The 22,719-nt window shown below is 71.9% G+C and carries 20 protein-coding genes; 9 read left to right on the top strand and 11 right to left on the bottom strand.

The window, feature by feature from the left end:
* Nucleotides 1-61: 61 nt before the first annotated feature.
* Both E1281_RS12420 and E1281_RS12415 read right to left on the bottom strand, forming a co-directional pair.
* Nucleotides 62-403: a hypothetical protein gene (locus E1281_RS12420; RefSeq protein WP_131877544.1), complete on the bottom strand. Its 342-nt coding sequence runs from the start codon at nucleotides 401-403 to the stop codon at nucleotides 62-64.
* A gap of 418 nt (nucleotides 404-821) precedes the next feature.
* Nucleotides 822-1,130, bottom strand: coding sequence for a hypothetical protein (locus E1281_RS12415; protein WP_131877542.1), 309 nt, complete (start codon nucleotides 1,128-1,130; stop codon nucleotides 822-824).
* Nucleotides 1,131-1,347: 217 nt separating this feature from the next.
* Here E1281_RS12415 and E1281_RS12410 point away from each other — a divergent pair, with 217 nt between their 5' ends.
* Both E1281_RS12410 and E1281_RS42570 read left to right on the top strand, forming a co-directional pair.
* Nucleotides 1,348-1,650 (top strand): hypothetical protein, encoded by a 303-nt coding sequence (locus tag E1281_RS12410; protein ID WP_131877540.1) that lies wholly within the window; start codon nucleotides 1,348-1,350, stop codon nucleotides 1,648-1,650.
* A gap of 68 nt (nucleotides 1,651-1,718) precedes the next feature.
* Nucleotides 1,719-4,694, top strand: a complete 2,976-nt coding sequence (locus E1281_RS42570; protein WP_279433608.1) for a helix-turn-helix transcriptional regulator — start codon at nucleotides 1,719-1,721, stop codon at nucleotides 4,692-4,694.
* A 303-nt stretch (nucleotides 4,695-4,997) separates the two neighbouring features.
* Here the strand turns inward: E1281_RS42570 and E1281_RS12400 are convergent, their stop codons facing one another.
* Together E1281_RS12400 and E1281_RS12395 are read right to left on the bottom strand one after the other, a co-directional pair.
* Nucleotides 4,998-5,840 (bottom strand): class I SAM-dependent methyltransferase, encoded by an 843-nt coding sequence (locus tag E1281_RS12400; RefSeq protein WP_131877538.1) that lies wholly within the window; start codon nucleotides 5,838-5,840, stop codon nucleotides 4,998-5,000.
* A gap of 262 nt (nucleotides 5,841-6,102) precedes the next feature.
* Nucleotides 6,103-8,166 (bottom strand): acyl-CoA dehydrogenase family protein, encoded by a 2,064-nt coding sequence (locus E1281_RS12395; protein WP_131877536.1) that lies wholly within the window; start codon nucleotides 8,164-8,166, stop codon nucleotides 6,103-6,105.
* A gap of 264 nt (nucleotides 8,167-8,430) precedes the next feature.
* Here E1281_RS12395 and E1281_RS12390 point away from each other — a divergent pair, with 264 nt between their 5' ends.
* The gene (locus tag E1281_RS12390) at nucleotides 8,431-9,189 is read left to right on the top strand and encodes an IclR family transcriptional regulator (RefSeq protein WP_131877534.1); all 759 of its coding nucleotides are present in this window, start codon (nucleotides 8,431-8,433) and stop codon (nucleotides 9,187-9,189) included.
* Between the two features lie 46 nt (nucleotides 9,190-9,235).
* On the opposite strand, the gene E1281_RS12385 is transcribed toward E1281_RS12390, so the two are convergent.
* Genes E1281_RS12385 through E1281_RS12375 form a run of 3 tightly spaced genes read right to left on the bottom strand, consistent with a single transcriptional unit; the run spans nucleotide 9,236 to nucleotide 11,546 of the window.
* A complete protein-coding gene (locus E1281_RS12385) occupies nucleotides 9,236-10,264 on the bottom strand; it encodes an ABC transporter permease (RefSeq protein ID WP_131877532.1) in 1,029 nt (342 codons plus the stop codon).
* Nucleotides 10,261-11,145 carry an ABC transporter ATP-binding protein gene (locus tag E1281_RS12380; RefSeq protein WP_131877530.1) on the bottom strand — a complete coding sequence of 295 codons (885 nt, stop codon included), beginning with the start codon at nucleotides 11,143-11,145 and terminating at the stop codon, nucleotides 10,261-10,263. The genes E1281_RS12385 and E1281_RS12380 overlap by 4 nt, the downstream gene beginning before the upstream one ends.
* Entirely contained in the window at nucleotides 11,142-11,546 is a 405-nt protein-coding gene (locus E1281_RS12375) for a GntR family transcriptional regulator (RefSeq protein ID WP_207943248.1), read from the bottom strand. Before E1281_RS12375 ends, E1281_RS12380 begins: the two co-directional genes overlap by 4 nt.
* 143 nt (nucleotides 11,547-11,689) lie before the next feature.
* Here E1281_RS12375 and deoC point away from each other — a divergent pair, with 143 nt between their 5' ends.
* The 6 genes from deoC (at nucleotide 11,690) to E1281_RS12345 (ending at nucleotide 17,307) form a co-directional block, all read left to right on the top strand.
* Entirely contained in the window at nucleotides 11,690-12,619 is a 930-nt protein-coding gene (deoC, locus tag E1281_RS12370) for a deoxyribose-phosphate aldolase (RefSeq protein ID WP_243716888.1), read from the top strand.
* A 3-nt stretch (nucleotides 12,620-12,622) separates the two neighbouring features.
* Nucleotides 12,623-14,068, top strand: a complete 1,446-nt coding sequence (locus E1281_RS12365) for an aldehyde dehydrogenase family protein (protein ID WP_131877526.1) — start codon at nucleotides 12,623-12,625, stop codon at nucleotides 14,066-14,068.
* The gene (locus E1281_RS12360) at nucleotides 14,061-14,969 is read left to right on the top strand and encodes an aldehyde dehydrogenase family protein (RefSeq protein ID WP_131877524.1); all 909 of its coding nucleotides are present in this window, start codon (nucleotides 14,061-14,063) and stop codon (nucleotides 14,967-14,969) included. The genes E1281_RS12365 and E1281_RS12360 overlap by 8 nt, the downstream gene beginning before the upstream one ends.
* Before the next feature lie 82 nt (nucleotides 14,970-15,051).
* Nucleotides 15,052-16,113: an HU family DNA-binding protein gene (locus E1281_RS12355; RefSeq protein WP_131877522.1), complete on the top strand. Its 1,062-nt coding sequence runs from the start codon at nucleotides 15,052-15,054 to the stop codon at nucleotides 16,111-16,113.
* A gap of 7 nt (nucleotides 16,114-16,120) precedes the next feature.
* Nucleotides 16,121-16,393, top strand: a complete 273-nt coding sequence (locus E1281_RS12350; RefSeq protein WP_131877520.1) for a DUF2630 family protein — start codon at nucleotides 16,121-16,123, stop codon at nucleotides 16,391-16,393.
* Nucleotides 16,390-17,307 carry an LLM class flavin-dependent oxidoreductase gene (locus E1281_RS12345; RefSeq protein ID WP_131877518.1) on the top strand — a complete coding sequence of 306 codons (918 nt, stop codon included), beginning with the start codon at nucleotides 16,390-16,392 and terminating at the stop codon, nucleotides 17,305-17,307. Before E1281_RS12350 ends, E1281_RS12345 begins: the two co-directional genes overlap by 4 nt.
* A gap of 64 nt (nucleotides 17,308-17,371) precedes the next feature.
* On the opposite strand, the gene argS is transcribed toward E1281_RS12345, so the two are convergent.
* The 4 genes from argS to E1281_RS12325 form a co-directional block, all read right to left on the bottom strand.
* The gene (gene argS / locus E1281_RS12340; RefSeq protein ID WP_131877516.1) at nucleotides 17,372-19,117 is read right to left on the bottom strand and encodes an arginine--tRNA ligase; all 1,746 of its coding nucleotides are present in this window, start codon (nucleotides 19,115-19,117) and stop codon (nucleotides 17,372-17,374) included.
* Nucleotides 19,118-19,178: 61 nt separating this feature from the next.
* Nucleotides 19,179-20,534, bottom strand: coding sequence for a phosphate acyltransferase PlsX (plsX, locus tag E1281_RS12335; RefSeq protein WP_347813283.1), 1,356 nt, complete (start codon nucleotides 20,532-20,534; stop codon nucleotides 19,179-19,181).
* A gap of 179 nt (nucleotides 20,535-20,713) precedes the next feature.
* Nucleotides 20,714-21,160, bottom strand: coding sequence for a hypothetical protein (locus E1281_RS12330; RefSeq protein ID WP_243716886.1), 447 nt, complete (start codon nucleotides 21,158-21,160; stop codon nucleotides 20,714-20,716).
* Between the two features lie 128 nt (nucleotides 21,161-21,288).
* Nucleotides 21,289-22,188: an alpha/beta hydrolase gene (locus E1281_RS12325; protein WP_243716885.1), complete on the bottom strand. Its 900-nt coding sequence runs from the start codon at nucleotides 22,186-22,188 to the stop codon at nucleotides 21,289-21,291.
* Between the last annotated feature and the right edge of the window lie 531 nt (nucleotides 22,189-22,719).

Below are 22,719 nucleotides of genomic sequence, written 5' to 3'. Positions count from 1 at the left end.
GAAAAGCGGCCCGAGGGGGCCGCCTTTGTTCGGACCGAAGCTCGGGTGAGCTTCGGTGGTTCTACTTCGAGGCCTTCTTGGACTTGAAGAACAGGGTCAGACCCATGAGCAGGGCGGTGCCGCCGAACCCGAGGGCGATGTCGCTGACGAAGCCCCGGCCGGTGCTGGAGAAGACAGCGACGACGGAGAGGGCGACGAGGATGATCGTGCTGAGGAGCGGACGCTCTTCGGCCGACGCTCCCTTGGGGAGGTTGTCCCACGCGCGCTTGTTCTTCCGGTAGCACACGAGAAACAGGGTGATTCCGACGGCCATAAAGATGGAGTCGAAGAAGCCGTTGACGGCAACGATGAGTCCGCCGACGAAAAGGGCGGCGACGGGGATGATGATGTTCTGCTTCTGCATTGTGAATTTTCCTTTGTGAGTTCTTGGTGTGCCGTGCACGAGGTGTCTGTGGTGTGTGGGACGATCCGCGCCGTGTACGGTCGTCACTAATGATCGTCCCGAGTGGGGCCGTCTGTGCAAGGCCCGGGGACCCGTGAGGCGCACCGCGACTCCTCGGCCGCCGCCGTGAAAGCTCCGGCCTGGGAGGATCGAGGGTCGCCGAGCATTGGGCAGGGCACGTTCCAGTCCGCCGGAGGACGCGTGCCTCATGGACGGCGGCGCGCCCGGGGTGCTCAGTGGCGGCGAGCGGGAGAGCCGCCACCCGGCCCGTGCCGGCCGGTCGGCACGCCGGACAAGGGAAAGGCGGCCCGAGAGCCGCCCTTCGTTTCCGGGCCAGGGCGCTGACGGGCCTTGGCGATTCTCACCTTGAGGCACGGCGTCAGTCCTTGGAGAAGAACAAGACGCACTTGATGAGGATGGCGAAGCAGAACCCCCTGGCGACATCGCCAACGAATCCGCTCAGGTCGGCGGCCTGCACCGCGATAAGGACGCAGACGGTGAGGGCGACCGGGCCGGTGGCGCGGTGCCCGAAGGACGCCTTCTTGTCAGTCCATTCGCGTTTGGCGTGCTCCCAGCCGGCGAAGAAAAGTGCGCCCCCGACGACCATGGAGATGAAGCCGCTGCCGTCGAGTAGACAGATGATCAAGACGATGCCGGCGACAACGGCCGCGATGATGTTGTTGTTCATGATTCTCTTTTCCTTTGTGGCTACTCCGCGCCGAGCGCGGACGTGCCTGTGGTCTGTGGAGACGTTCCGCGCCGTGCGCGGTCGTCGGGTTCGACCGTCCGGGCGAGGCCCGCCGTGCAAGACGCCTCGTCGGGCAGGGCGCGTGGATCGCCCGCGAACCCGGGATCAGCGCGGTGAATCTAATGCGGGTGTGACATGAGCCCGACGAGGAGGACGCATGAGGGACAACGTCTGGTACCGCTCGGCCGCCGCCGTGAACGTTCCGGCCTGGGAGGACCGGGGCTCCCTGTCCATCCAGCGGGGCACCTTCCAGTTCACCGGCAAGTCCCGGGCCGTCGGGGGCTCGATCATCTCCGTCGGACGCACGCAGATGGGCACGAACAGGTGGGTGCACGTCCGCTACGACGATCAGGGGCAGGCGCGGGACGCGTATTTCAAGGACGGCGGCGCGCTCGGCTGGGCCGGGGTGCTCGGCGGCAACAAGCGGCTGGCCGCGGAGTTCGGAGCCGCCGCCGCCTGACCGGTGGGCGGCGTCTCACAGGGTGAAAAGCAGGTGGGAATGTCCGACTCGTTTGGCATGCTTGTGGCGTGAGCCCACGTGTGATGAGTCCCGTCCTGGTCGGCAGGTCGGCCGAGTTGCGGGAGCTGGAGGACGGGCTCGCCGCCGCGCCGGGGGCCGTGCTCGTCGGCGGCGACGCGGGGCTCGGCAAGACCCGGCTGATCCGCGAGTTCACCGAGCGTGTCGGCGGACGCGCCCGGGTCCTCACCGGCGGTTGCCTGGAGCTCGGCTCGGACGGACTGCCGTTCGCGCCGTTCACGACCGTCCTGCGCTGCCTCGTCCGCGACGTCGGCATCGACGGCGTCGCCGAACTCGTCCCGCGCGGTGACACCGGCGGCCTCGCCCGGCTGCTGCCCGAGTTCGGGGAGCCGGAGTCCGACGCCGCGTCCGGCGAGGAGCGCGCACGGCTGTTCGAGGTCATGCTGACGCTGCTGGAGCGCCTGGCCGAGCGCGGCCCTGTCGTGCTCGTCGTCGAGGACGCCCACTGGGCGGACCGCTCCACCCGCGACCTGCTGGCCTTCCTGATCCGCAACCTCGGTACCGCGCCGGTCCTGATCGTCGTGACGTACCGGTCGGACGAGCTGCACCGCACCCATCCGCTGCGTCCGCTGCTCGCCGGGCTGGAGCGGGTCGAGCGCGTCCGGCGGACGGAGATCGCGCCGCTGTCCCGCACGGACATCGGCGCGCTCGTCACCGAGCTGCTCGGCCAGCCGCCGCCGTCCGGCCTCGTCGAGCGCATCGCCGCCCGCAGCGAGGGCAATCCGCTGTTCGTCGAAGCCCTCCTCGACGACGACGGGACGCTGGCGAGCGAGCTTCCCGAGTCGCTGCGCGATCTGCTGCTGGCCGGCGTCCAGCGGCTTCCGGAGGAGACGCAGGACGTCCTGCGGGACGCGAGCGGCGGCGGCACCCGCATCGAGCACGCGCTGCTGGCGGTCGTCACCGGGCTCGGGGACGCCGCGCTGACCCGCGTGCTGCGTCCCGCGGTCGCCGCGAACGTGCTGGTCGTGGATGGAGACGGCTACGCGTTCCGGCACGCGCTGATCCGCGAGGCCGTCCACGACGACCTCCTGCCGGGCGAGTACACGCGCCTCCACCGCCGCTACGCCGAGGCGCTGGAGAACGACCCCGGGCTCGTCCCGTCCGGACGGCTCTGGGTCGAACTGAGCTACCACTGGAAGGCGGCCCACGACAGTACGTGGGCCCTGGTCGCGTCCTGGCGCGCCGCCGCCGACGCGCGCAAGGCCGTCGCGTACGCCGAGTGCCTCGCGATGCTGTCGCGCGTCCTCGAACTGTGGGACCAGGTCCCGGACGCGGCGGAACGCATCGGCGCGGACCAGGTCACCGTCCTGGAGAAGGCGGCGGCCGCCGCGGACGAGGCGGGCGAGTTCGACCGCGGCATCAAGCTCGTCACCGCCGCGCTCCGCGAAGTCGGCTACGAGGACAGATCCGGGGACAGAGCCGGGGACGGCGAGCGCGACCCGGCACGCGTGGCGATGATGCTCGTGCTGCGCGGCCGCATGCGCTACCAGATGGCCCGCCCGGGATTCGTCGAGGACCTGCGGGCCGCGGTGTCGATGCTCCCGGCCGACCCGCCGACCGCGCTGCGAGCACGGGCGCTGTCCACGCTGGGGAACTACGTCCGACTCACCCCCGACATCGAGGAGGCCCACCGGGCGGCGGCCGAGTCCCTGACCATCGCGCGCAAGCTCACCGACCCCCTCGCCGAGGCGGAGGCGCTGATCACCCGGTTCTGCGTCGAGATCGACTACGCGGACGACTCCCATCTCTCCGAGGTCGAGAAGACGGCGGAGAGCACGGGCGACCACCGGGTGATGCTCCGGTGCCACGTGATCAGGTCCCACTTCCTCGAGGGCGCGGGCCGGCACGAGGAGGCCGTCGCGGTCGCCGGACGCGGCATCGAACTCTCCCGCGAGTACGGCGTGGCCCGTACGCAGGGCACGTTCCTGTCCATCAACCAGGCCGAGCCGTTGGTCTCGCTCGGCCGGTGGGACGAGGCCGTCGCCGTGCTGAACCACGCCATGGAGCAGGACCCGGCCGTCACGACCCGGACGTCGCTGCTCGTCCTGTCCGGCTGGGTGGCGATGTCGCGCGGGGACCTCGCCACCGCGCGCGAGCGGCTGGCCGTGGCCGGCGAGATCATGAACCTCAAGATGAAGTGGCTGAAGACCCAGGACTACTTCAGCACGCTCTGGCTTGAGGCGTGCCTGGCGCTCGCCGAGGGGCGCCCCGAGGCCGCCCTGGACGCGGTGCGTCCCGTCCTCGACAACCCCGGCCTGCCCGACGACGCCCGCTACAGCTGGCCGGTGCTGGTCGCCGGCGCGACGGTCTGCGCCGAACTGCGCGACGCGGGCGACGACCTGCGGCGGATCGAGGAACGCGCGGCTCGCCTCGACGCCGACGGCCCGCTCCAGCAGGCGCACCGCCTCACGTTCCGCGCCGAGGCGTCCCGCGCCCGGGGCGTCCTCGACGTGGCCGCCTGGACGGAGGCCGCGGCGGCATGGGAGGCCCTCGGCAACCCGTACAACCGTGCGCGAGCGCTGTTCCACGCGGCGGAGGCCGCGCTGGCGGGCGGCGACCTGGACCCGGGCGACGACGGCTCTGGTGACCACCGGGCGGACGGGCACCAGGTCGCGGCGGACTGGCTGCGGACGGCGGCGGAGCTGGCGGACGGCCTCGGCGCCGTCCCGCTCGGCGAGCGCGTCGCCGACCTGCTGCGCCGCACCCGGACGCCGCGCGCGAGCGAGTCGTCCGCGCCGCTCGGGCTCACGCCGCGCGAGTACGAGGTGCTGCGCCTGGTCGCCGAGGGCCGCAGCAACCGCGATATCGCCGACGCGCTGTTCATCTCGGTGAAGACCGCCAGCGTGCACGTCTCGAACATCCTCGGGAAGCTGGACGTGGCGAGCCGCGGCGAGGCCGCCGCCACCGCCCACCGCCTAGCCCTGTTCACCGCCCATACCGGTCAGGACGCCGCCCCCGTCTCCTGATCCGCACCCGTGGTTCCGTGGCGTTGGTGGTTCGGTGGCGGGGGTCTCCCCTCCGCGGGACCCCCGCCCCGAATCGTCGGACCACACGGGAACTTCGTGGCCGGCCTTCACGGCCGCGGACCACGGAAGCAGGCGGTGCTCCTCCGCCAGGAGAGGCGGTCCGGGGCCGTTCCGGCCACTGCCCAGTGTCGTGCCCGGAAGGCCGCGGAGCGGCGGACGACATACCGGTTCCGGGCGTGGGAAAAAGCGACGGGGACGGGCCGCGTTCCGTGACCCGTCCCCGTTCCGGAGCTTCCCGGCGCGTCAGCGCGGGACGCGCGCGACGCAGAACACCGTCTGCCCGAACGGCGGCTTGACCACGCGCTCGATGGTGCGGGTGAGCGGCACGACCGTCCGGTCGTAGATCTTGACGAGCTTGGGGTCGGGGTAGCCGGCGCCGCCGCGGCGGACCGCGAACCACCAGGCGATCCCGCCCAGGAAGTTGATCGGCTTGAGCACCTCGGGTTCGAGCCCGGCCTCGCGGACGGACGCCTCCAGCGTCTTCGGCGTGTACCGGGTGACGTGCCCGACCTTGCGGTCGAAGTCCCCGTAGAGCTGCATGTAGCCGGGAACCCAGATGACGATCCGGCCGCCGGGCTCGGTGACGGAGGCGAGGTCGCGCAGCGCCTGGACGTCGTCCTTGATGTGCTCCAGGACGTTCATCATCACGACGGTGTCGACCTTCCGCCGGATCACGATGTCGGCGGGCAGCGCCAGGTCGATGACCTCGACCTCGTCGTCGCCGTCGTAGCGCTCGCGCAGCCGGCCGACGCAGTACGGGTCGTTGTCGCTGACGACGAGGTAGTCGAGGCGCCCGGCGAACTGCTCGGAGAAGTGCCCGAGACCCGAGCCGACCTCCAGCATGGACCGCCCGACGTGCGGCGCGACGGTCTCGTACTCGTACTTGCGGTAGTTGCGGGCCTCGTCCCCGCCCAGATGGTTCTCCAGCGCCCCCTCCCCGGCGGCGGGCTGGACGACGTCCCCGTCCTTGCCCCCGCTCGCCGGATCGGGAGCGGGCGCGGCGGCCGGGCCGGGGCCCTTCGTGCGGCTGCCGACGAGGTTGAGGAGGGTGCCTGCGATGGACTTCTTCTGACCAGGTGACTGCATACTTCCCGCTTGCTGGGTGCGTGGGCGCTCTGGATTCTCGTTCGCCGGACCGATGACCTGATCCGCTCGGGACGGCCGGTCTCTGGCGCGAAGATCGGGCCAGTCTACTCGTCCCCGGAAGCGCACCGCCCGCAGACGCACGGACGCCGCGCGTCCCCGCGGCGTCCGCACTTAGCACCCGCGGCGCCCATGCGTAGGGCCCGCCACGATCCGGGCGGGAGTCCATCCCCTCCGGGCGCGGTGGCTCAGCCGATGGCGCGGCTCAGCCGATGGTGCGGTGGACGTCCTCCTTCTCGCTCGGTCCCGGCTCGGACGGCGCGATCCACGGCCCGGGGATGGACGGGTCCAGGACGCCCTCCTCCACCCAGGCGAAGTCGCCCGCGAGGACGGCCCGCGCGAGCTTGGCGTCCATCGCGTCGGTGTTGCGCCACAGCCCGTCGAACAGCTCCTCGACGCGGATGCGCGACTGCCGGCAGAACGCGTCCGCGAGCAGCAGGGCCGACGCGCCGGGCGCCGTGGCGGGGCCCTCGCCGCCCGCGCCGGCGCTGCCGAGCGGGCCGGCCGCCGACGCGTCGGCCCGCGCGCGGACGCACACGGCGCTCATCGCGTACAGCTCGGCGCCGATGTCGACCATCCGGCCGAGGAAGCCCTGCCGGTGCTCCAGCCCGCCCTGCCAGCGTCCCGACGCGTAGAAGATCGACCGGGCCAGCTTGCGGGACGCCCGTTCGACGTACCGCAGGTGCTTGGCCAGCGGCCCGAACTCGGCGTAGGCCTTCGGGCGCTGGCCCGAGCCGGTGACCAGCGTCGGCAGCCAGCGCGCGTAGAACCCGCCGGCCTTCGCCGCCGCCCGCGCCTTCTGCCCGGCGGTCGCGTCCGGGTCGATGATGTCACCGGCCACCGACAGATGCGCGTCCACCGCCTCGCGGGCGATCAGCAGATGCATGATCTCGCTGGAGCCCTCGAAGATCCGGTTGATGCGCAGGTCGCGCACCACCTGCTCCACGGGCACGCCGCGCTCGCCGCGCGCCGCGAGGGACTCGGCGGTCTCGTAGCCGCGCCCGCCGCGCACCTGCATCAGCTCGTCGGCGGCGCGGCACGCCATCTCCGACGTCCACAGCTTCGCCAGCGCCGCCTCGATCCGGATGTCGTTGCGCTCGTCGTCGGCGAGCTGGCTGGACAGGTCGAGCATCGCCTCCATCGCGTACGCGGTCGCCGCGATGAACGAGATCTTCCGGGAGACGGCCTCGTGCTCGCCGACCGGCCTGCCCCACTGCACCCGCTCCCTCGACCACTCCCGCGCGATCTTGGCGGCCCACTTGCCGCTCGCCGCGCAGATCGCGGGCAGCGACAGCCGCCCGGTGTTGAGCGTGGTCAGCGCGACCTTCAGGCCCGCGCCCTCCTTGCCGATCAGGTTGGCCTTCGGGACGCGGACGTCGTGGAAGCGCGTGACGCCGTTCTCGATGCCGCGCAGCCCCATGAACGCGTTGCGGTTCTCCACGGTGATGCCGGGGGTGGAGGTGTCCACGACGAACGCGGAGATGCCGCCGCGCCTGCTCCCCGATCTGGGGACGCGCGCCATGACGACGACGAGGTCGGCGACGACGCCGTTGGTCGTCCACAGCTTGACGCCGTTGAGGAGGTAGTCGTCGCCGTCGGGGACGGCGGTGGCGCGCAGCCGCGCCGGATCGGAGCCGACGTCGGGCTCGGTCAGCAGGAACGCGCTGACCTGCCTGGCGCAGCGCGGCAGCCACTCTTCCTGCTGCTCCGGCGTCCCGAACAGCTTGACCGGCTGCGGGACGCCGATGGACTGGTGCGCCGACAGCAGCGCGGCGAGCGCGGGGCTGACCGAGCCGACGACCATCAGCGCCCGGCCGTAGTACAGCTGGCTGAGCCCGAGCCCGCCGTACTTCTCCGGGATCTTCATGCCGAGCGCGCCGAGTTCCCGCAGGCCCGCGATGACGTCGTCGGGGATGCGCGACTCGCGCTCGATCCGCGCCGGGTCGATCCTGGTGGAGCAGAATTCGGTGAGCCGCGCGAGGAACTCCTCGCCCTTGCGGCGGGCCTCGCCGTCCGGGCGGGGATGCGGGTCGATGAGGTCGAGGCGGAAGTCGCCGAGGAACAGCTGCTTGCCGAAGCTCGGCAGCCGCCATTCGGTCTCGCGCGCCTCCTCGGCGACCTTCCGGGCGGTCCGCTCGTCGACGTGGGCGTGCCCGCCGGCGGGGCCGTGCTCGCTGTCCGGGCCGTGCTCGCTGTCCGGGCCGTGCTCGCTGTCCGGGCCGTGCTCGCTGTCCGGGCCGTGCTCGCTGACGGGGCTGCTCTGGCTCATGCGTCCTCCTCGGCAGGGGACGGCCCCCAACGTCCCCGGGTTGGATCGTCCGATCTCGGGTCCTTGGATGCGGCGTGCCTCCGCCCCGAAGTTACTCCCCGGTTGTACTTCTGAGTAGTCCTGAACCTGTGCCTGGCCATGTGATCGCCATATCCCGTGGCCGAATCGGGAAACACGCCTCACGTGCACGTCAGAAGTGATCCAATGGACGCGATCGTCGCCGAGGCCTTGACCGGACCAGGCCAGAGGGGTTCGCTGTGGGTAATGGATGAGACGCGCAAGCCCACTCTCATCGCCTCGGTGCAGCGTGCGCTGCGTCTCATGGAAGTGGTCGCGGCGCATCCGAACGGCGCGCCCGCCAAGCAGCTCGCCCGGGAGGCCCGGCTCCCGCTGGCCACCACCTACCACCTGCTGCGCACCCTCGCGCACGAGGGATACGCGACCCGGCTGTCGGACGGCGTCTGGGTGCTGGGCGAACGGGTCGAGAGCCTGCACGGGCAGAGCCGGACCCAGCAGCTGCTGGCCCGCATCCGCCCGACCCTGATCGACCTGCGGGACGAGCTGGGCGTCGCGGCGTACTTCAGCATGCACATGGACGACGAGATCCGCCTCATCGACATCGCCGACGGCCCGCGCACCCCCCGCGTCGACGTGTGGGTCGGCTTCGAGGACGCCGCGCACGCCACGGCCATCGGCAAGTGCGTCCTGAGCCAGTTCGACGACGACGCCCGCCGCGACTACCTGTCCCGGCACCCGCTCGTCGACCTGACCCCGCACACCATCACCGACCCCGGACGCCTGTTCCGCTCCCTCGAAGCCCCGGACGCCATGCAGGTCGACCGCGAGGAGTACTCCCTCGGCACCGCCTGCGCCGCCGTCCCCGTCGCCGACGCCACCGGCTCGGTCCGCGGCGCCGTCGCCATCTCCTGCCGCCCCGCCAAGCTGGCCAGGATCGAGAGGTCGGCCGACCGGATACGCGCCACCGCGGCGGAGATCCAGCGCACCCTGACCCTCACCCCCTGACTTCGTCGCCGGGCCGCACGACCACCCGAGGAAATCGCGGCGACTTCTAGGAGAAGCAGAATCCCGTCAGGCCCAGGGTGAGGACGGCGAACACTCCGGTCTCGGCCCACTGGAGCGGCCAGAAGCGGTCCGCGGGCTGGTACACCACCTTCTGCTCGTAGCCCAGCTGGGCGATCTTGTCGAAGCACGACTGCGGCGGGCCGTCGGGCGGCTCGCCGCCCGGGCCCCCCTTCGGCATGCACGCATCGCCCAACCGGGAACTGGGAATCGCCGGGACGGTGCGGCCGGCCGCGTCGATCGTCTCGTTCGACAATGTCCAGGCCCCCGGTGCCGCCTCCACGCTCACCCGCATTTGTGCGTCGGTGGTCCCTGGGGGCGCGTTCAGGTTCAACTGCTCGATGTTCTCGGACGTGATTGCGACGGACCTGCGCTCCGGTGGGATGACGTGGGGACGGACCCACAGCGGCATCACGACCTGGACGGCGGTGAACACGATCAGGGTGACCGCCATGGCGGGCAGCAGCCGCCGCACGAGGACGCCGACGGTGACGCCGAGCATGAAGGCGAAGGCCGCGTAGCCGATCGGTGCGATGCCCCGCACGTCGAACAGCAGCGGCGAGATCCGCGGCATGCGCTCGGCCAGGGCCTGGTCCAGGGGCTCGGACCACCAGCCGGCGGCGAGCGACGCGAGTCCCGCGGCGGCCACGGTGGCCAGGCCGATGAGTCCGAGTTTGACGGCCATCCAGCGGGTGCGGGTCACGCTCTGGGTCCAGACGAGCCGGTGCGTCCCGTGCTCCAGCTCGCGGGTGATGAGCGGCGCGCCCCAGAAGATCCCGATGATGCCCGGGAGGAACAGAACGACGCCGACCACCGCGCCGAAGTACATCTCATGGTCGATGAAGAACCGCTCGTTGAAGTTCGAGCAGTCGCCCTGGGCGGTGCACGCCGCGACGCCGCCGTGGTACGCGTCGGAGATGCCGGGCCCGGTGACCGCCAGGACCGCGCCCAGGGCGGCGAGCCCGCCGAACACCACCGCGGCCTGGACGCGGAACTGCCGGAACGTCAGCCAGATCATCGGATCGCCTCCAGCTTGGGACGGGCCGTGGCGGCATGGGTCATGTAGGCGAGGACGAGGTCTTCCAGCCCGAGCCGGCCGACCGTCCACGCGGGGTCGTGGATCGGGGCCTCGGTCCGGACGATGAGCGTGCTCTGCCGGTCGGTGTGGCTCTCGGACACGACCTCCTGCTGCGCCGGCAGCGTCGCCGGGTCGCGGCGCGGCCCGGTCAGCCGGTGGTGGGCGGCGAGCAGGTCGTCGACGTCCCCCGCCACCCGGACCCGCGACTCCACGAGCACGATGAGGTAGTCGCAGGTTCGTTCCAGGTCGGACACCAGATGGGACGACAGCACGACGCTGAGCGAGTGCTCGACGGCGGCCTCCAGCAAGCCCTGCAGGAACTCGCGGCGTGCCAGCGGGTCGAGCGCGGCGACCGGCTCGTCCAGGATCAGCAGTTCGGGCCGTTTGGCGATGCCGAGGGTGAGCGCGAGCTGGGCCCGCTGCCCGCCGGACAGCTTCCCGGCCCGGCGCGCGGGGTCGAGCCCGAGCCGCTCGACGCGTTCACGGGCGAGCGCGTCGTCCCATCGCGGGTTGAGCCGCGCACCGAGCTTCAGGTGGTCGGCGACGCTCAACCCGGCGTAGGTCGGTGTGTCCTGGGCGACGTACCCGACCTTGGCGAGCTGCTCCGGCCCGCTCGCCGGACGCCCGCCGAGCACCTGGATGCCGCCCGCGGACGGCGCGAGCTGGCCGACCGCCAGGTTCAGCAGCGTCGTCTTCCCCGCTCCGTTCGGCCCGACGAGCCCGACGACCCGTCCCGAGGGAATGTCGAGCGTGCAGTCCGACAGCGCCCACCGCTGCCCGTACTTCTTGCCCAGCCCCTGGGCCTGCAAGGCGGCGGTCATGCTATGTCCTCCTGGCGGGCGGACCGAAAGGTCGTCATGAACAGCGCCTCGATGCTCTCGTCGTCCAAGCCGGCGAGCCGTGCCTTGGCGAGCCAGCGCTCCAGGTCCCTGCGCAGCGGCCCGTGCGCGGCGAGCGACTCGCCGGCGAGGGTGCGCGTCACGAACGTCCCGAGCCCCGGGCGCGGGGCGACGAGGCCCTCGTGCTCCAGCTCCCGGTACGCCTTGAGGACGGTGTTCGGGTTGATCGCGAGCTGCGCCACCACGTCCTTCACCGTCGGCAGCTGATCGCCCACGTGCAGCAGATCGAGCCGCAGCGCCTGCCGCACCTGGCGGACGAGCTGCATGTACGGCGACACCCCTGACCCGGGGTCCAGATGGAACTCGATCACTGCCACCTCCATTTAACTAGGATGCTAGTACTTTAGATGTGCAGTACTGGTGGCTGTCAACTGCGCCGAGGCAGGACCCGGGTCAGCCGGGTATGGGCGGTTCGTCGCGAGAGTCTGCTTTTGTGCTGAGGGGGTTGTTCGGCGATGCTGGGGGTGTGTCAACGGAGACTCTGAACAGCGCTGCCGAGTTGCGCGCCTTCCTGCACGGTCTGCCGGGTGTGGATCAGGTGGGGGCCGAGGAGCGGGCCGCGCGGCTGGCCACACGGTCCATCAAGACGACGGCGAAGGCCGAGGCGATCGACCTCGCGATCTCGATGGTGGACCTGACCACCCTCGAAGGCGCGGACACGGCCGGGAAGGTGCGGGCGCTGTGCGCCAAGGCCGCCCACCCCGATCCGGCGGACGCGTGCGTCCCCAAGGTCGCGGCTGTGTGCGTGTACTCCGACCTGGTGGACGTCGCCGTCCGCTCCCTTGAGGGGACCGGCGTCGTGGTGGCGAGCGTGGCGACGTCGTTCCCCTCGGGACGGGCGCCGCTGGAGGCGAAGCTGGCGGACACGCGCGCCGCGGTGGCCGCGGGCGCGGCGGAGATCGACATGGTGATCGACCGGGGAGCGTTCCTCGCCGGTGACTACGCCAAGGTCTTCGACGAGATCGTCGCGGTCAAGGAGGCGTGCGGCGACGCGCATTTGAAGGTCATCCTGGAGACGGGCGAGCTGGCCACGCTCGACGGCGTCCGGCGGGCCTCGTGGCTGGCGATGCGGGCCGGCGCGGACTTCATCAAGACCTCCACCGGGAAGGTGTCGCCGGCCGCGACGCTGCCGGTGACGCTGGTGATGCTGGAGGCCGTCCGCGACTACCGGGCGTCCACGGGGCGGCAGGTCGGCGTCAAGCCGGCGGGCGGCATCCGGACGACGAAGGACGCGATCAAGTACCTGGTGCTGGTGAACGAGACCGCCGGGCCGGACTGGCTGGCGCCCGAGTGGTTCCGGCTGGGGGCGTCGAGCGTGCTGAACGACCTGCTGATGCAGCGCCGCAAGCTGGCCACCGGCGTGTACTCCGGTCCCGACTACTTCACCCTGGACTGAGCCATGGCTTCCGAGAAGACAGTCTTCGAGTACGCGCCGGCGCCCGAATCGCGGGACGTCGTCGACATCCGCGCCTCCTACGGGCTGTTCGTCGACGGCGAGTTCGTGGACGGGCACGGCGAGCCGTTCAAGACGATCAACCCCGCCGACGAGAGCGTGCTGGCCGACGTCGCGTGCGCGGACGAGGCGGACGTCGACCGTGCCGTGACCGCCGCGCGGACGGCGTTCGACAGGGTGTGGAAGCCGATGCCGGGGCGCGAGCGCGCCAAGTACCTGTACCGGATCGCCCGGATCATCCAGGAGCGCTCGCGGGAGCTGGCGGTGCTGGAGTCGATCGACAACGGCAAGCCGATCCGCGAGTCGCGGGACGTGGACGTCCCGCTGGTCGCCGCGCACTTCTTCTACTACGCCGGGTGGGCCGACAAGCTGGGCCACGCGGGGTTCGGGGCCGCCCCGAAGCCGGTGGGGGTGGCGGGTCAGGTGATCCCGTGGAACTTCCCGCTGCTGATGCTGGCCTGGAAGATCGCTCCGGCGCTGGCCTGCGGGAACACCGTGGTGCTCAAGCCCGCGGAGACCACTCCGCTGACCGCGCTGATGTTCGCCGACATCTGCCGCCAGGCCGAACTGCCGCCCGGCGTCGTCAACATCGTCACCGGAGCGGGGGAGACCGGCCGCATCCTCGTCGCGCACGACGGCGTCGACAAGGTGGCGTTCACCGGGTCCACCGGGGTCGGGCGGCAGATCGCCCGCACGGTGGCGGGCACCCGCAAGAGGCTGACGCTCGAACTCGGGGGCAAGGCCGCCAACATCGTGTTCGACGACGCCGCGCTCGACCAGGCGGTCGAGGGCATCGTGAACGGGATCTTCTTCAACCAGGGGCACGTGTGCTGCGCGGGATCGCGGCTGCTCGTCCAGGAATCGGTCGCCGGGGAGGTCATGGAGCGGCTGAAGGCCCGGATGGCGACGCTGCGGGTCGGGGATCCGCTGGACAAGAACACCGACGTCGGAGCGATCAACTCCGCCGCCCAGCTCGCGAAGATCAGGGAACTCTCCGACGCGGGGGAGCGGGAGGGCGCGACGCGGTGGTCGCCGCCGTGCGAGCTGCCCCGGCAGGGCTTCTGGTTCGCGCCCACGGTGTTCACCGGCGTGGCGCAGTCGCACCGGATCGCGCGTGAGGAGATCTTCGGGCCGGTGCTGTCGGTGCTGACGTTCCGGACGCCGGAGGAGGCCGTGACCAAGGCCAACAACACGCCCTACGGGCTGTCGGCGGGGATCTGGACGGAGAAGGGCTCACAGATCCTGTGGACCGCGCAGCGGCTGCGGGCCGGGGTCGTGTGGGCCAACACCTTCAACAAGTTCGACCCGGCGTCCCCGTTCGGCGGCTACAAGGAATCGGGGTTCGGCCGCGAGGGCGGACGCCACGGACTGGAGGCCTACCTCGATGTCTAAGCCCGCAGCGTCCAAGCAGGGCCCTGTCGCGGACGCGCGTCTCGCCGTCCGCAAAACCTACAAGCTGTTCATCGGGGGCGCGTTCCCCCGGTCCGAGTCCGGCAGGTCGTACGTGGTCACCGACTCCAGGGAGCGGTTCGTCGCCAACGCGTCCCGCGCGTCCCGCAAGGACGCCCGTGACGCGGTCGTCGCCGCGCGCAAGGCGTTCCCCGGCTGGTCGGGCCGCACCGCCTACAACCGCGGCCAGATCCTCTACCGCGTCGCCGAGATGCTGGAGGGGCGCCGCGGCCAGTTCGTCGACGAGCTCCGCGCGACGGGCCTGACCAGACCGCAGGCCGCCGCCGAGGTGGACGCGGCCGTCGACCGGTGGGTGTGGTACGCGGGATGGGCCGACAAGCTCACCGCCGTCGCCGGGTCCGCCAACCCCGTGTCCGGCCCGTTCTTCAACTTCTCCACGCCCGAGCCCACCGGCGTCGTCGCCCTCGTCGCGCCGGACTCGCCGCTGCTCGGCCTGGTGTCGGCCGTGGCCCCGGCCATCGTGTCCGGCAACACCGCCGTCGTGGTCGCGTCCGAACCGGCGCCGCTGCCGGCGATCACGCTGGCCGAGGTGCTGGCCACGTCCGACCTGCCCGGCGGGGTGGTCAACATCCTCACCGGGCACCGCGCCGAGATCGCCCCCTGGCTGGCCGCCCACATGGACGTCAACGCCATCGACCTCACCGGCGCCGCGCCCGAGGACGTGCCGGACCTGGAGGAGAAGGCCGCCGAGAATCTGAAACGCGTCCTGCGCCCCGACGGCACTGATCAGACCGGCCGGACCGACTGGGCCGCGGAGCCCGGAACCGCACGGATGACCGCGTTCCTGGAGACCAAGACCGTCTGGCATCCGGTGGGCGTCTGATCTGGAATGACGCAGCGTGTGTAGAGCGTCACAAAGTGTGGAATAGATCTCCCCGTAACTGATCATCACTGGGGGGAGATCAGTGGCTACCAAGACGGCGAAATCTACGCCGGCGAACAAGTCCACGTCAGCGAACAAGTCCACGACGGCCAGGAAGCCGGCGGCGAAGAGCACGTCGGCCGCGAAGTCGTCGTCCAAGACCACGGCGAGCCGCTCGACCTCGACGGGGAGCAGGAACGGCGGCAGGACCGGCACGGCGAAGAAGTCGACGCCGGCCGCCCGCACCTCGTCGTCGGCGGCCGCGACGCGCGTCACGAAGGCGGCGAGCCAGGCCAAGACCGCGGCGACGCAGATGAAGTCGGTGGCGACCAAGGCGTCCTCGTCGGCCAAGGCCATGACGGCGATGACCAAGGCGATGACCAGCGCGACCAAGGCCATGACCGACGCCGCCAAGGCGATGGACTCGGCCGCGAAGGTCATCACCACGACGGCGAAGTCGGCGAACGCCAAGAGCACCGGGACGCGGAGCACGAGCGGGACGAAGAGCTCCACCGGGACGAAGAGCACCGGGACGAGGAGCACCGCCAAGAAGAGCACCGCCAAGAAGAGCACCGCCAAGAAGAGCACCGCCAAGAAGAGCACGGCGGCCAAGTCGGGGACGACCCGCAGGACGTCGGCCGCGAGCGGCGGGTCGAGGTCGGCGACGTCGGCCCGGACGGGTACTTCCCGCACTTCCACGGCGAGCAAGTCGTCCGGCACTCGCTCGTCGACCGCGGCGAAGTCGTCCACCACGGCGAAGAGGTCGACGGCGCCGAAGTCGCGCTCGACCGCGGCCCGCACGTCCACGACGTCCCGGACGACCGCGAGCGCCAAGCCGGGGACGTCGCGGGGGACCACGAGGTCCACGGCGGCCAAGCCCAAGACGGCACGGTCCACCACGGCACGGTCCACCACGGGCGGGTCCACGGCCCCGGCCCGCAAGGCGCCCGCCCGGCGCGCGGTGGCGGCAGCCGGAACGACGGCCGCGACGGCGCCGCCCGCGTCGCCGATGGTCGAGCCGAAGACCGGGCCGCTCCAGCGTCCGGAACGGACGGACGGCGGGTTCCTCGGCGGGCTCACCGGCTCCCGCGACCGTGACCGCTGACCGGCCGATGAACGAGAAGGACATCCTGGCGCGCATCAGCGAGTACGTCGGCGAGGAGCAGGCGCTCCGCGACCGCTACCGGCGCGGCGGGGCGGAGGACGAGCCCGGACGCGAGGAGGAGCACCGGCGGCTGGAGCAGCTGGAGGTCGCCCTCGACCAGTGCTGGGACCTGCTCCGCCGCCGCCGGGCGCGGCTGGAGGCGGGCCTTGGCGCCGACCCGCAGGACCCCGGCGGCGAGCGGGTCCGGCCGCCCGACGAGGTCGAAGGCTACCTGCAGTGACCCCGGCCCGGGCGCGGCGCGGGCCGCTGCGGTTCGGCGTGTCCCTCGCACCGGACGCGGCCGCTCCGCTGATCCGCACCGCGCAGGACGCGGACCGGTTCGGCCTCGACCTGCTCGGCATCCGCGACCAGCCGTACCGGCGTGACACGGCGGACGCGCCGACGCTGATGGCGGCGGCGCTCGCCGTCACGTCCCGGATCCGGGTGCTGCCGGCGGTGGCGTGCCTGCCGCTGCGTCCGCCCGCCGCGCTGGCGAAGGCGATCGCGACGATGGACCGGCTCAGCGGCGGACGCGTCGAACTCGGCCTCGGCGCCGGGACGTCCTGGGAGGGCATCGAGGCGTACGGCGCCGGCCGGCTCGGCGCCGCGGCGGCCCGGCGCGCCCTCGAGGAGGCCGTCCAGGTCATCCGGCTGCACTGGACCGACCAGAACGGCCTGCGCTTCCAGGGCGAGCACTACCGGTTCACGGCCGCGCAGAGCGGCCCCATGCCCGAGCACCCGATCGGCATCTGGCTCGGCGTCACCGGGCCGCGCGGCCTGGACCTCGCCGGGCGCATCGCGGACGGCTGGATCGCACCGTCGTCCCTCGTCCCGCCGAGCCGGCTCGCGGACGGCCAGCGCCGCCTGGACGACGCCGCCGCAGCCGCGGGCCGCGACCCGGCCGACATCCGCCGCGTCTACGTCCTCGAAGGCTCGGTCGACGGCCGGGAGACGCGCGGCTTCCTGCACGGCCCGCCACGCCAGTGGATCTACGAGCTGACGGAACTGGCCATCGGCCACGGCGTCGACTCGTTCCTGTTCGGCGGCGATCCCGAGCAACTGGCCGTGTTCGCCCTGGAGGTGGTCCCAGCCGTCCGCGAGCAGATCACCCGCGAGCGCGTGTCCGCCCGGGGGGCCGGCTCCCGGACCGGCTGACCCGCTGACCGGCAGACCGGCTGACCTGCTGACCTGCTGAAGGGCCGACCCGCCGGGGCCGCGGTCACATGCGTTCGGGGGTCGGGACGCCGAGGAGGTCCAGGCCGGTGGTCAGGGTGCGCAGGGTCGCCGCGCAGAGGGCCAGGCGGGACGCCCTGGTCGGCTCGTCGGGGGCCTTCAGCACCGGGCAGTTCTCGTAGAACGTCGTGTAGGCGTCCGCCACGGCGTAGACGTAGCTCGCCAGGCGGTGCGGCTCGGCCGTGTCGCCCGCCTGCTTCAGGACGGCGCCGAAGCCCAGCAGCTCCAGTGCCAGCGCACGCTCGGCGGGGTGGCCGAGGGTGATCGGGCCGGTCGCGTCCTCGGGCGCCAGCCCGCCCTTGCGGAAGATCGACCGGATCCGTGCCGCCGCGTACTGGAGGTAGGGGCCGGTCTTGCCGTTGAACGAGATCATCCGGTCGAAGTCGAAGGTGTACTCGCTGTCGCGGGCCACCGACAGGTCGGCGTACTTCACCGCGCCCATGCCGACGTCCTGGACGATCGCGGCGCGGGTCGCGTCGTCGAACGGCTCGTCGTGCTGGATCTCGTCGAACACGGCGCCGGCCCGCTCGACGGCCTCGTCCAGCAGCTCGGAGAGCTTGACGGTGCCGCCGGCCCGGGTCTTGAGGATCTTCCCGTCGGTGCCGAGGACGTTGCCGATCTGGGCGTGCTCGGCCTCGACCTCGCCGTTCAGCCAGCCGGCCATCCGCGACACGGCGAAGACCATCTGGAAGTGCAGCGCCTGCGGCGCGCCCACCACGTAGACCATCCGGTCGACGTGCTCGGTGTCGACCCGGTACCGGATCGTCGCGAGGTCGGTGGTGGAGTAGTTGTAGCCGCCGTCGCTCTTGCGGATGATCACGGGCAGCGGCTCGCCCTCGCGGCCGGTGAAGCCCGGCGGGAACGCGCACAGCGCGCCCTCGCTGATCACCGCGATGCCCTTGTCCTCAAGCTCCTGCGCGGTGGGGGCGAGCAGGTCGTTGTAGAAGCTCTCGCCCTTGATGTCGTCGTCGGTGAGCGTGACGCCGAGCCGCCCGTAGACGGAGTTGAAGTACTGCTTGGACACGTCCACGAGAACCTGCCAGAGCCGCAGCGTCTCGGCGTCGCCCGCCTGGAGCGCGACGACCCGCCTGCGGGACCGGTCGGCGAACTCGGTGTCGCCCTCGAACTTCCGCCGCGCGGCCTGGTAGAACGCGGTCAGGTCGCTGACGGACGAGTCGCCCCGCGCGGCGGCCTCCTCGCCGAGGTCGAGCAGGTGCTCGATCAGCATGCCGAACGGGGTGCCCCAGTCGCCGACGTGGTTGTCGCGGACGACGTCGTGGCCGAGGAACGCCAGGATCCGCGCGATCGCGTCGCCGACGATCGTGGTCCGCAGATGCCCGACGTGCATCTCCTTCGCCACGTTCGGGGACGAGTACTCGACGACGACCTTCTGCGGCTTGTCCGCGGTGGGGACGGCGAGCCGCTCGTCCTCCAGCGCCCGCTGCGCCTCAGCGGCGATCCACGCGTCGCTCAGCGTCAGGTTGACGAAGCCCGGACCGCTGACCTGCACGTCCGACACGACGCCGGCGGTGTCGAGGTTGGCGACGATCTCCTGCGCCACGTCTCGCGGCTTGCGGCCCAGCTTCTTGGCCAGCGGCAGAGCCACGTTGGCCTGAAGGTCGGCGAACTGCGACGGCCGGATGACCGGGTCGGTGTCCGCGTACGACGGTCCGAAGGCGGCGCTGAGCGCGGCCTGGACCCGGGCGGTGAGCAGGAGTTGCGGATCGGGCATGCTCCAAGGCTATCGGCGACGTGTCCCCACCCGGACCCGGTTTTCCGCCCATGTCCTCCGGCTACGGCGTGGCGGGCGGCTCCGTGCGGTCGGGAAGGGTGTCCCTGGCGGGGCCCTTGCCGGACGAGCTGGCCTCCAGGGAGCGCTGCGCCCTGCCGGTGTGGGCGTCGGTGTGCGCGCCGGTGTGGGCGTCGGCGTGATCGCCGGGCGCCTTGTCCTCCGGCCTGTCCTCCGGGGTGTCGGCGTGCTTGTCGCTCTGCTTGTCGGCCTGCTTGTCGGAACCGTCGCGGTCGCCGTGCGTCCAGCGCCCGAAGCGGGACGTGCGGGTCAGCGCGACCTGCTCGCGGATCCGGTCGACGATCCGCCCGGCGGCGAGGCGGTGCGCCAGCTCGCACGCCGACGTGATGGCGCGCGCGTTGGACGCGCCGTGCGCGATGACGACCGTTCCGTTCAGCCCGAGCAGGACACCGCCGCCGTACGTGTCGGGGTCGAGGCGGTCGCGGAGGTCCTGGAAGCGGCGGCGCTGCAGGAGCGCGCCCATGCGGGCGGCGGGGGTGGACGTCATCGCGTCGCGGACCTCCGCGAACGCGGTACGGATCGTCCCCTCCATGGTCTTGAGGGCGATGTTGCCGGTGAAGCCGTCCGCGACGATGACGTCCACCCGCCCGGTCAGGAGGTCGTGGCCCTCGACGTTCCCCGCGAACTCGATGCCGTGGCTGCCGCCCGCGAGCAGCTCGTGCGCCCGCTTGGTCTGCTTGTTGCCCTTGCCCGGCTCGGCGCCGATGGTGAGGAGCCCGGCGGACGGGCGGTCGAGGCCCAGCAGGACCTGCCCGTACGCGGTGCCGAGCGCGGCGAACTGGACCAGGCCCTCCGGCTTGACGTCCGTGGTGGCGCCCGCGTCCAGGAGGATCGTCGGGTTCGGCCGTGTCGGCAGCGTCACCGCGATCGCCGGGCGCATCACGCCCTGCTGCCCCTTCAGCCGCAGCCGCGACGTCGCCACGACCCCCGCGGTGCTGCCCGCCGACACCAGCGCCGACGCCCGCCCCTGCTTGATCAGATGGCAGGCGATCGCGATGGACGAGCGGGGCTTGCGCCAGCTCGCCAGCGCGCCCTCGCCCATGTCCAGGGCCTCGTCCGCGTGCACGATCGGGATCTTCCCGGCGATGCCGTACTGCTCCAGCTCCCGCCGGATCCGCGGGGCCCGTCCCACCAGGACCAGCCGGACGCCGTGCTCGCGGACGGCGTCGACCGCCCCGGCGATGATCTCCTCCGGGGCGTTGTCGCCGCCCATCGTGTCGACCGCGATCGGCAGCGGGCGCACCGCCGCCTGGCGGCGCGACCCCGCCGCCCGGGAGGGCTGGCGAGGGTCCCGGCGGCGGGGCGCCGCCGGGTCCGGCGGCTCGCCGGTGCCGGTCATGGCCGCTCCAGGAGGGTGAAAGGGGATGCGGTGCGCCGCAAGAACGCAGCTCATCGCATCGTAGGACGTTATTTCACCCGTCCTGACGCCGCCCGCCCGGAGTGGCGACCATCACCCCGGCACTCCGGCCCTCACACGGCTCTCACTCCGGCCCTCACTCCAGCAGGGTCGGTGCGGCTCTAGCGCTCGTTGCTCTCGCAGTCGGCGCCCAGGCAGGGCGCGTTCTCCACGACCGGCTTGCCGTTCACGAGGATGGTGTAGCTGCTCTCGGCCGTCTCCTGCCGGCCGCTGCCGATGACCTGGACCGGTTTCTCGTCCGTGGTCGTGCCGGTGCAGGACACGCGCAGCTTCTCCTTCGTCCAGCCGGGCAGGTCCGCGCACTCCAGCGGCGCCGCCAGCTTCACACCGCGCTCGTGCAGCTCGGCCGCCGCCGTCACCGGCAGCGCCTTGCGCAGCGCGGCCTGGGTCTTGTAGTCCAGCTCGTCGCCGCCGGACAGCAGCAGGAAGGCTCCGCCGCCCGCCACCACGAGCACCAGGAGCGCTGCGGCGCCCAGGACCAGGGCCTTCTTGCGGCCCATCCGCAGGAAGGCGCGACCTTTGTCTAGGAACTTGCGACTGATCTCCACGAGGGGAAGGTCACCGACGGTGCGCGGGTGTATGCGGTAGGTGGTCGTTCTTTTCGCTCCGTATGCGGATTCGTTGCCCAGTCCGAGCGGAACGGTTCACGCGCGGAGGTTCGAACACGGAGCTTCGATCACGGGGCTTCAAACACGGGGCTTCGATCACGGGGGCGGAGTCCGGCGACCGCGTCGGCGATCACGTCGGGGCGGTCGAGCGGCACCATGTGCAGCGCGTCCGGCAGCTCGACGTGGCGCCCGCGCGGGCTCATCGCGGCGAGTCGCGCGTGCCCCTCGCTCCATTCCCGTTTCGCGCCGGCGCGGTCCACGTCTCCCAGCGCCGTCACGACGACGAGCGGAATGGGCGGGAACGGCCGCCGCTCGCGCAGCCGTGCCAGGTCGGCGGCCACCTCGCGGTAGGCCAGTTCCTCCGCGATGACCGTCCCGATCACCGTTCCGCGCCCGTAGACCGAGCGGACGGCGTCGTCCGGGACGGCCTCGTCGCGGCGGCTGGTCCGGCCGAGGATCAGCCGCCGCACGCGCGGCCCCGCGACCCTGGCCAGCCGGGTCGCGCTGAGGGCGACGCCGGTCGCCTTGGCCAGCGGTGCCAGTACCGGCGCCGCCCGGATCACCACGCGCGCGTCGCGCTCGTAGCTCGGGTCGGCCAGCACCATCCCGCGGACCAGGCCGGGACGCAGCCTGGCCAGCGCCTCGGCGTGGAACGCCGCCATGGAGTGAGCGAGGACGACCACCGGCCGCCCGGCCCGCTCCGCCAGCGCCTCCAGCGTGGCGGTGTCGCGCCGCAGCGCGGGCCACGCGATCGGGGCCGGGCTGAGGCCGAGTCCCGGACGGTCGAACACCGTCACCCGGTACTCGTCCCGCAGCAGCTCCACGGTCGGCGACCAGTCGAACCACGCGCCGCCCAGCCCGGAGGTCAGCAGCAGCGGAACGCCGTCCACCGGCCCGGACTCGACCACGTGGACCTGCTCGCGCCCGACGTTCACCTGCTCGCGTTTCCCGTTCACGATCGCGCTCACGAGCGCGCCCCCTCCCGCCGTTCACGTCGCCGCCCGGCCCAGTATTTCCGAACCCGCGGCGTGGCGCGCCCCGGGCCGCGCATCGGGTGCGAAACCGCTGGCAGACCCGGCACCGTCCGCCGTGACCCTCCGCCACGGCCCTTCTCCGCCGGCACCCCTTGCCGGTCTTCACCGTCCGCTGACGGAGAGGTTGACGTCCCGTAGTCGTTGTACAAGGAGCGGAACGTCAACGATGATGTCCAGGCGATTTGTCGGGATAGTCCCTTGACCAGCTTTTTTCCCACGGGCAAGGGGGTATCAATTCGGCACGAACCCGTCCTAAACGGTTGAATGGGGTGGTCCCGAGCAGTTCTGATCACGGTACGTGACTGACGCACCCAGGCGGTGCGGTTCCCCGCTGACAGCAAGGAGTACCAACACGTGACACTGGTGAACGACGCGGCGCCCGCAGTGCGGCCCACAGGTCGCAAGTTCCGCGCCTTCACGGCGAAGCACCTTGACGAGTTGACCGCTCGCGCCGGGCTGTCGCCC

Source organism: Actinomadura sp. KC345 (genome assembly GCF_004348515.1).
Classification (GTDB): domain Bacteria; phylum Actinomycetota; class Actinomycetes; order Streptosporangiales; family Streptosporangiaceae; genus Spirillospora.
This window is presented reverse-complemented; position numbering and strand designations above follow the sequence as displayed.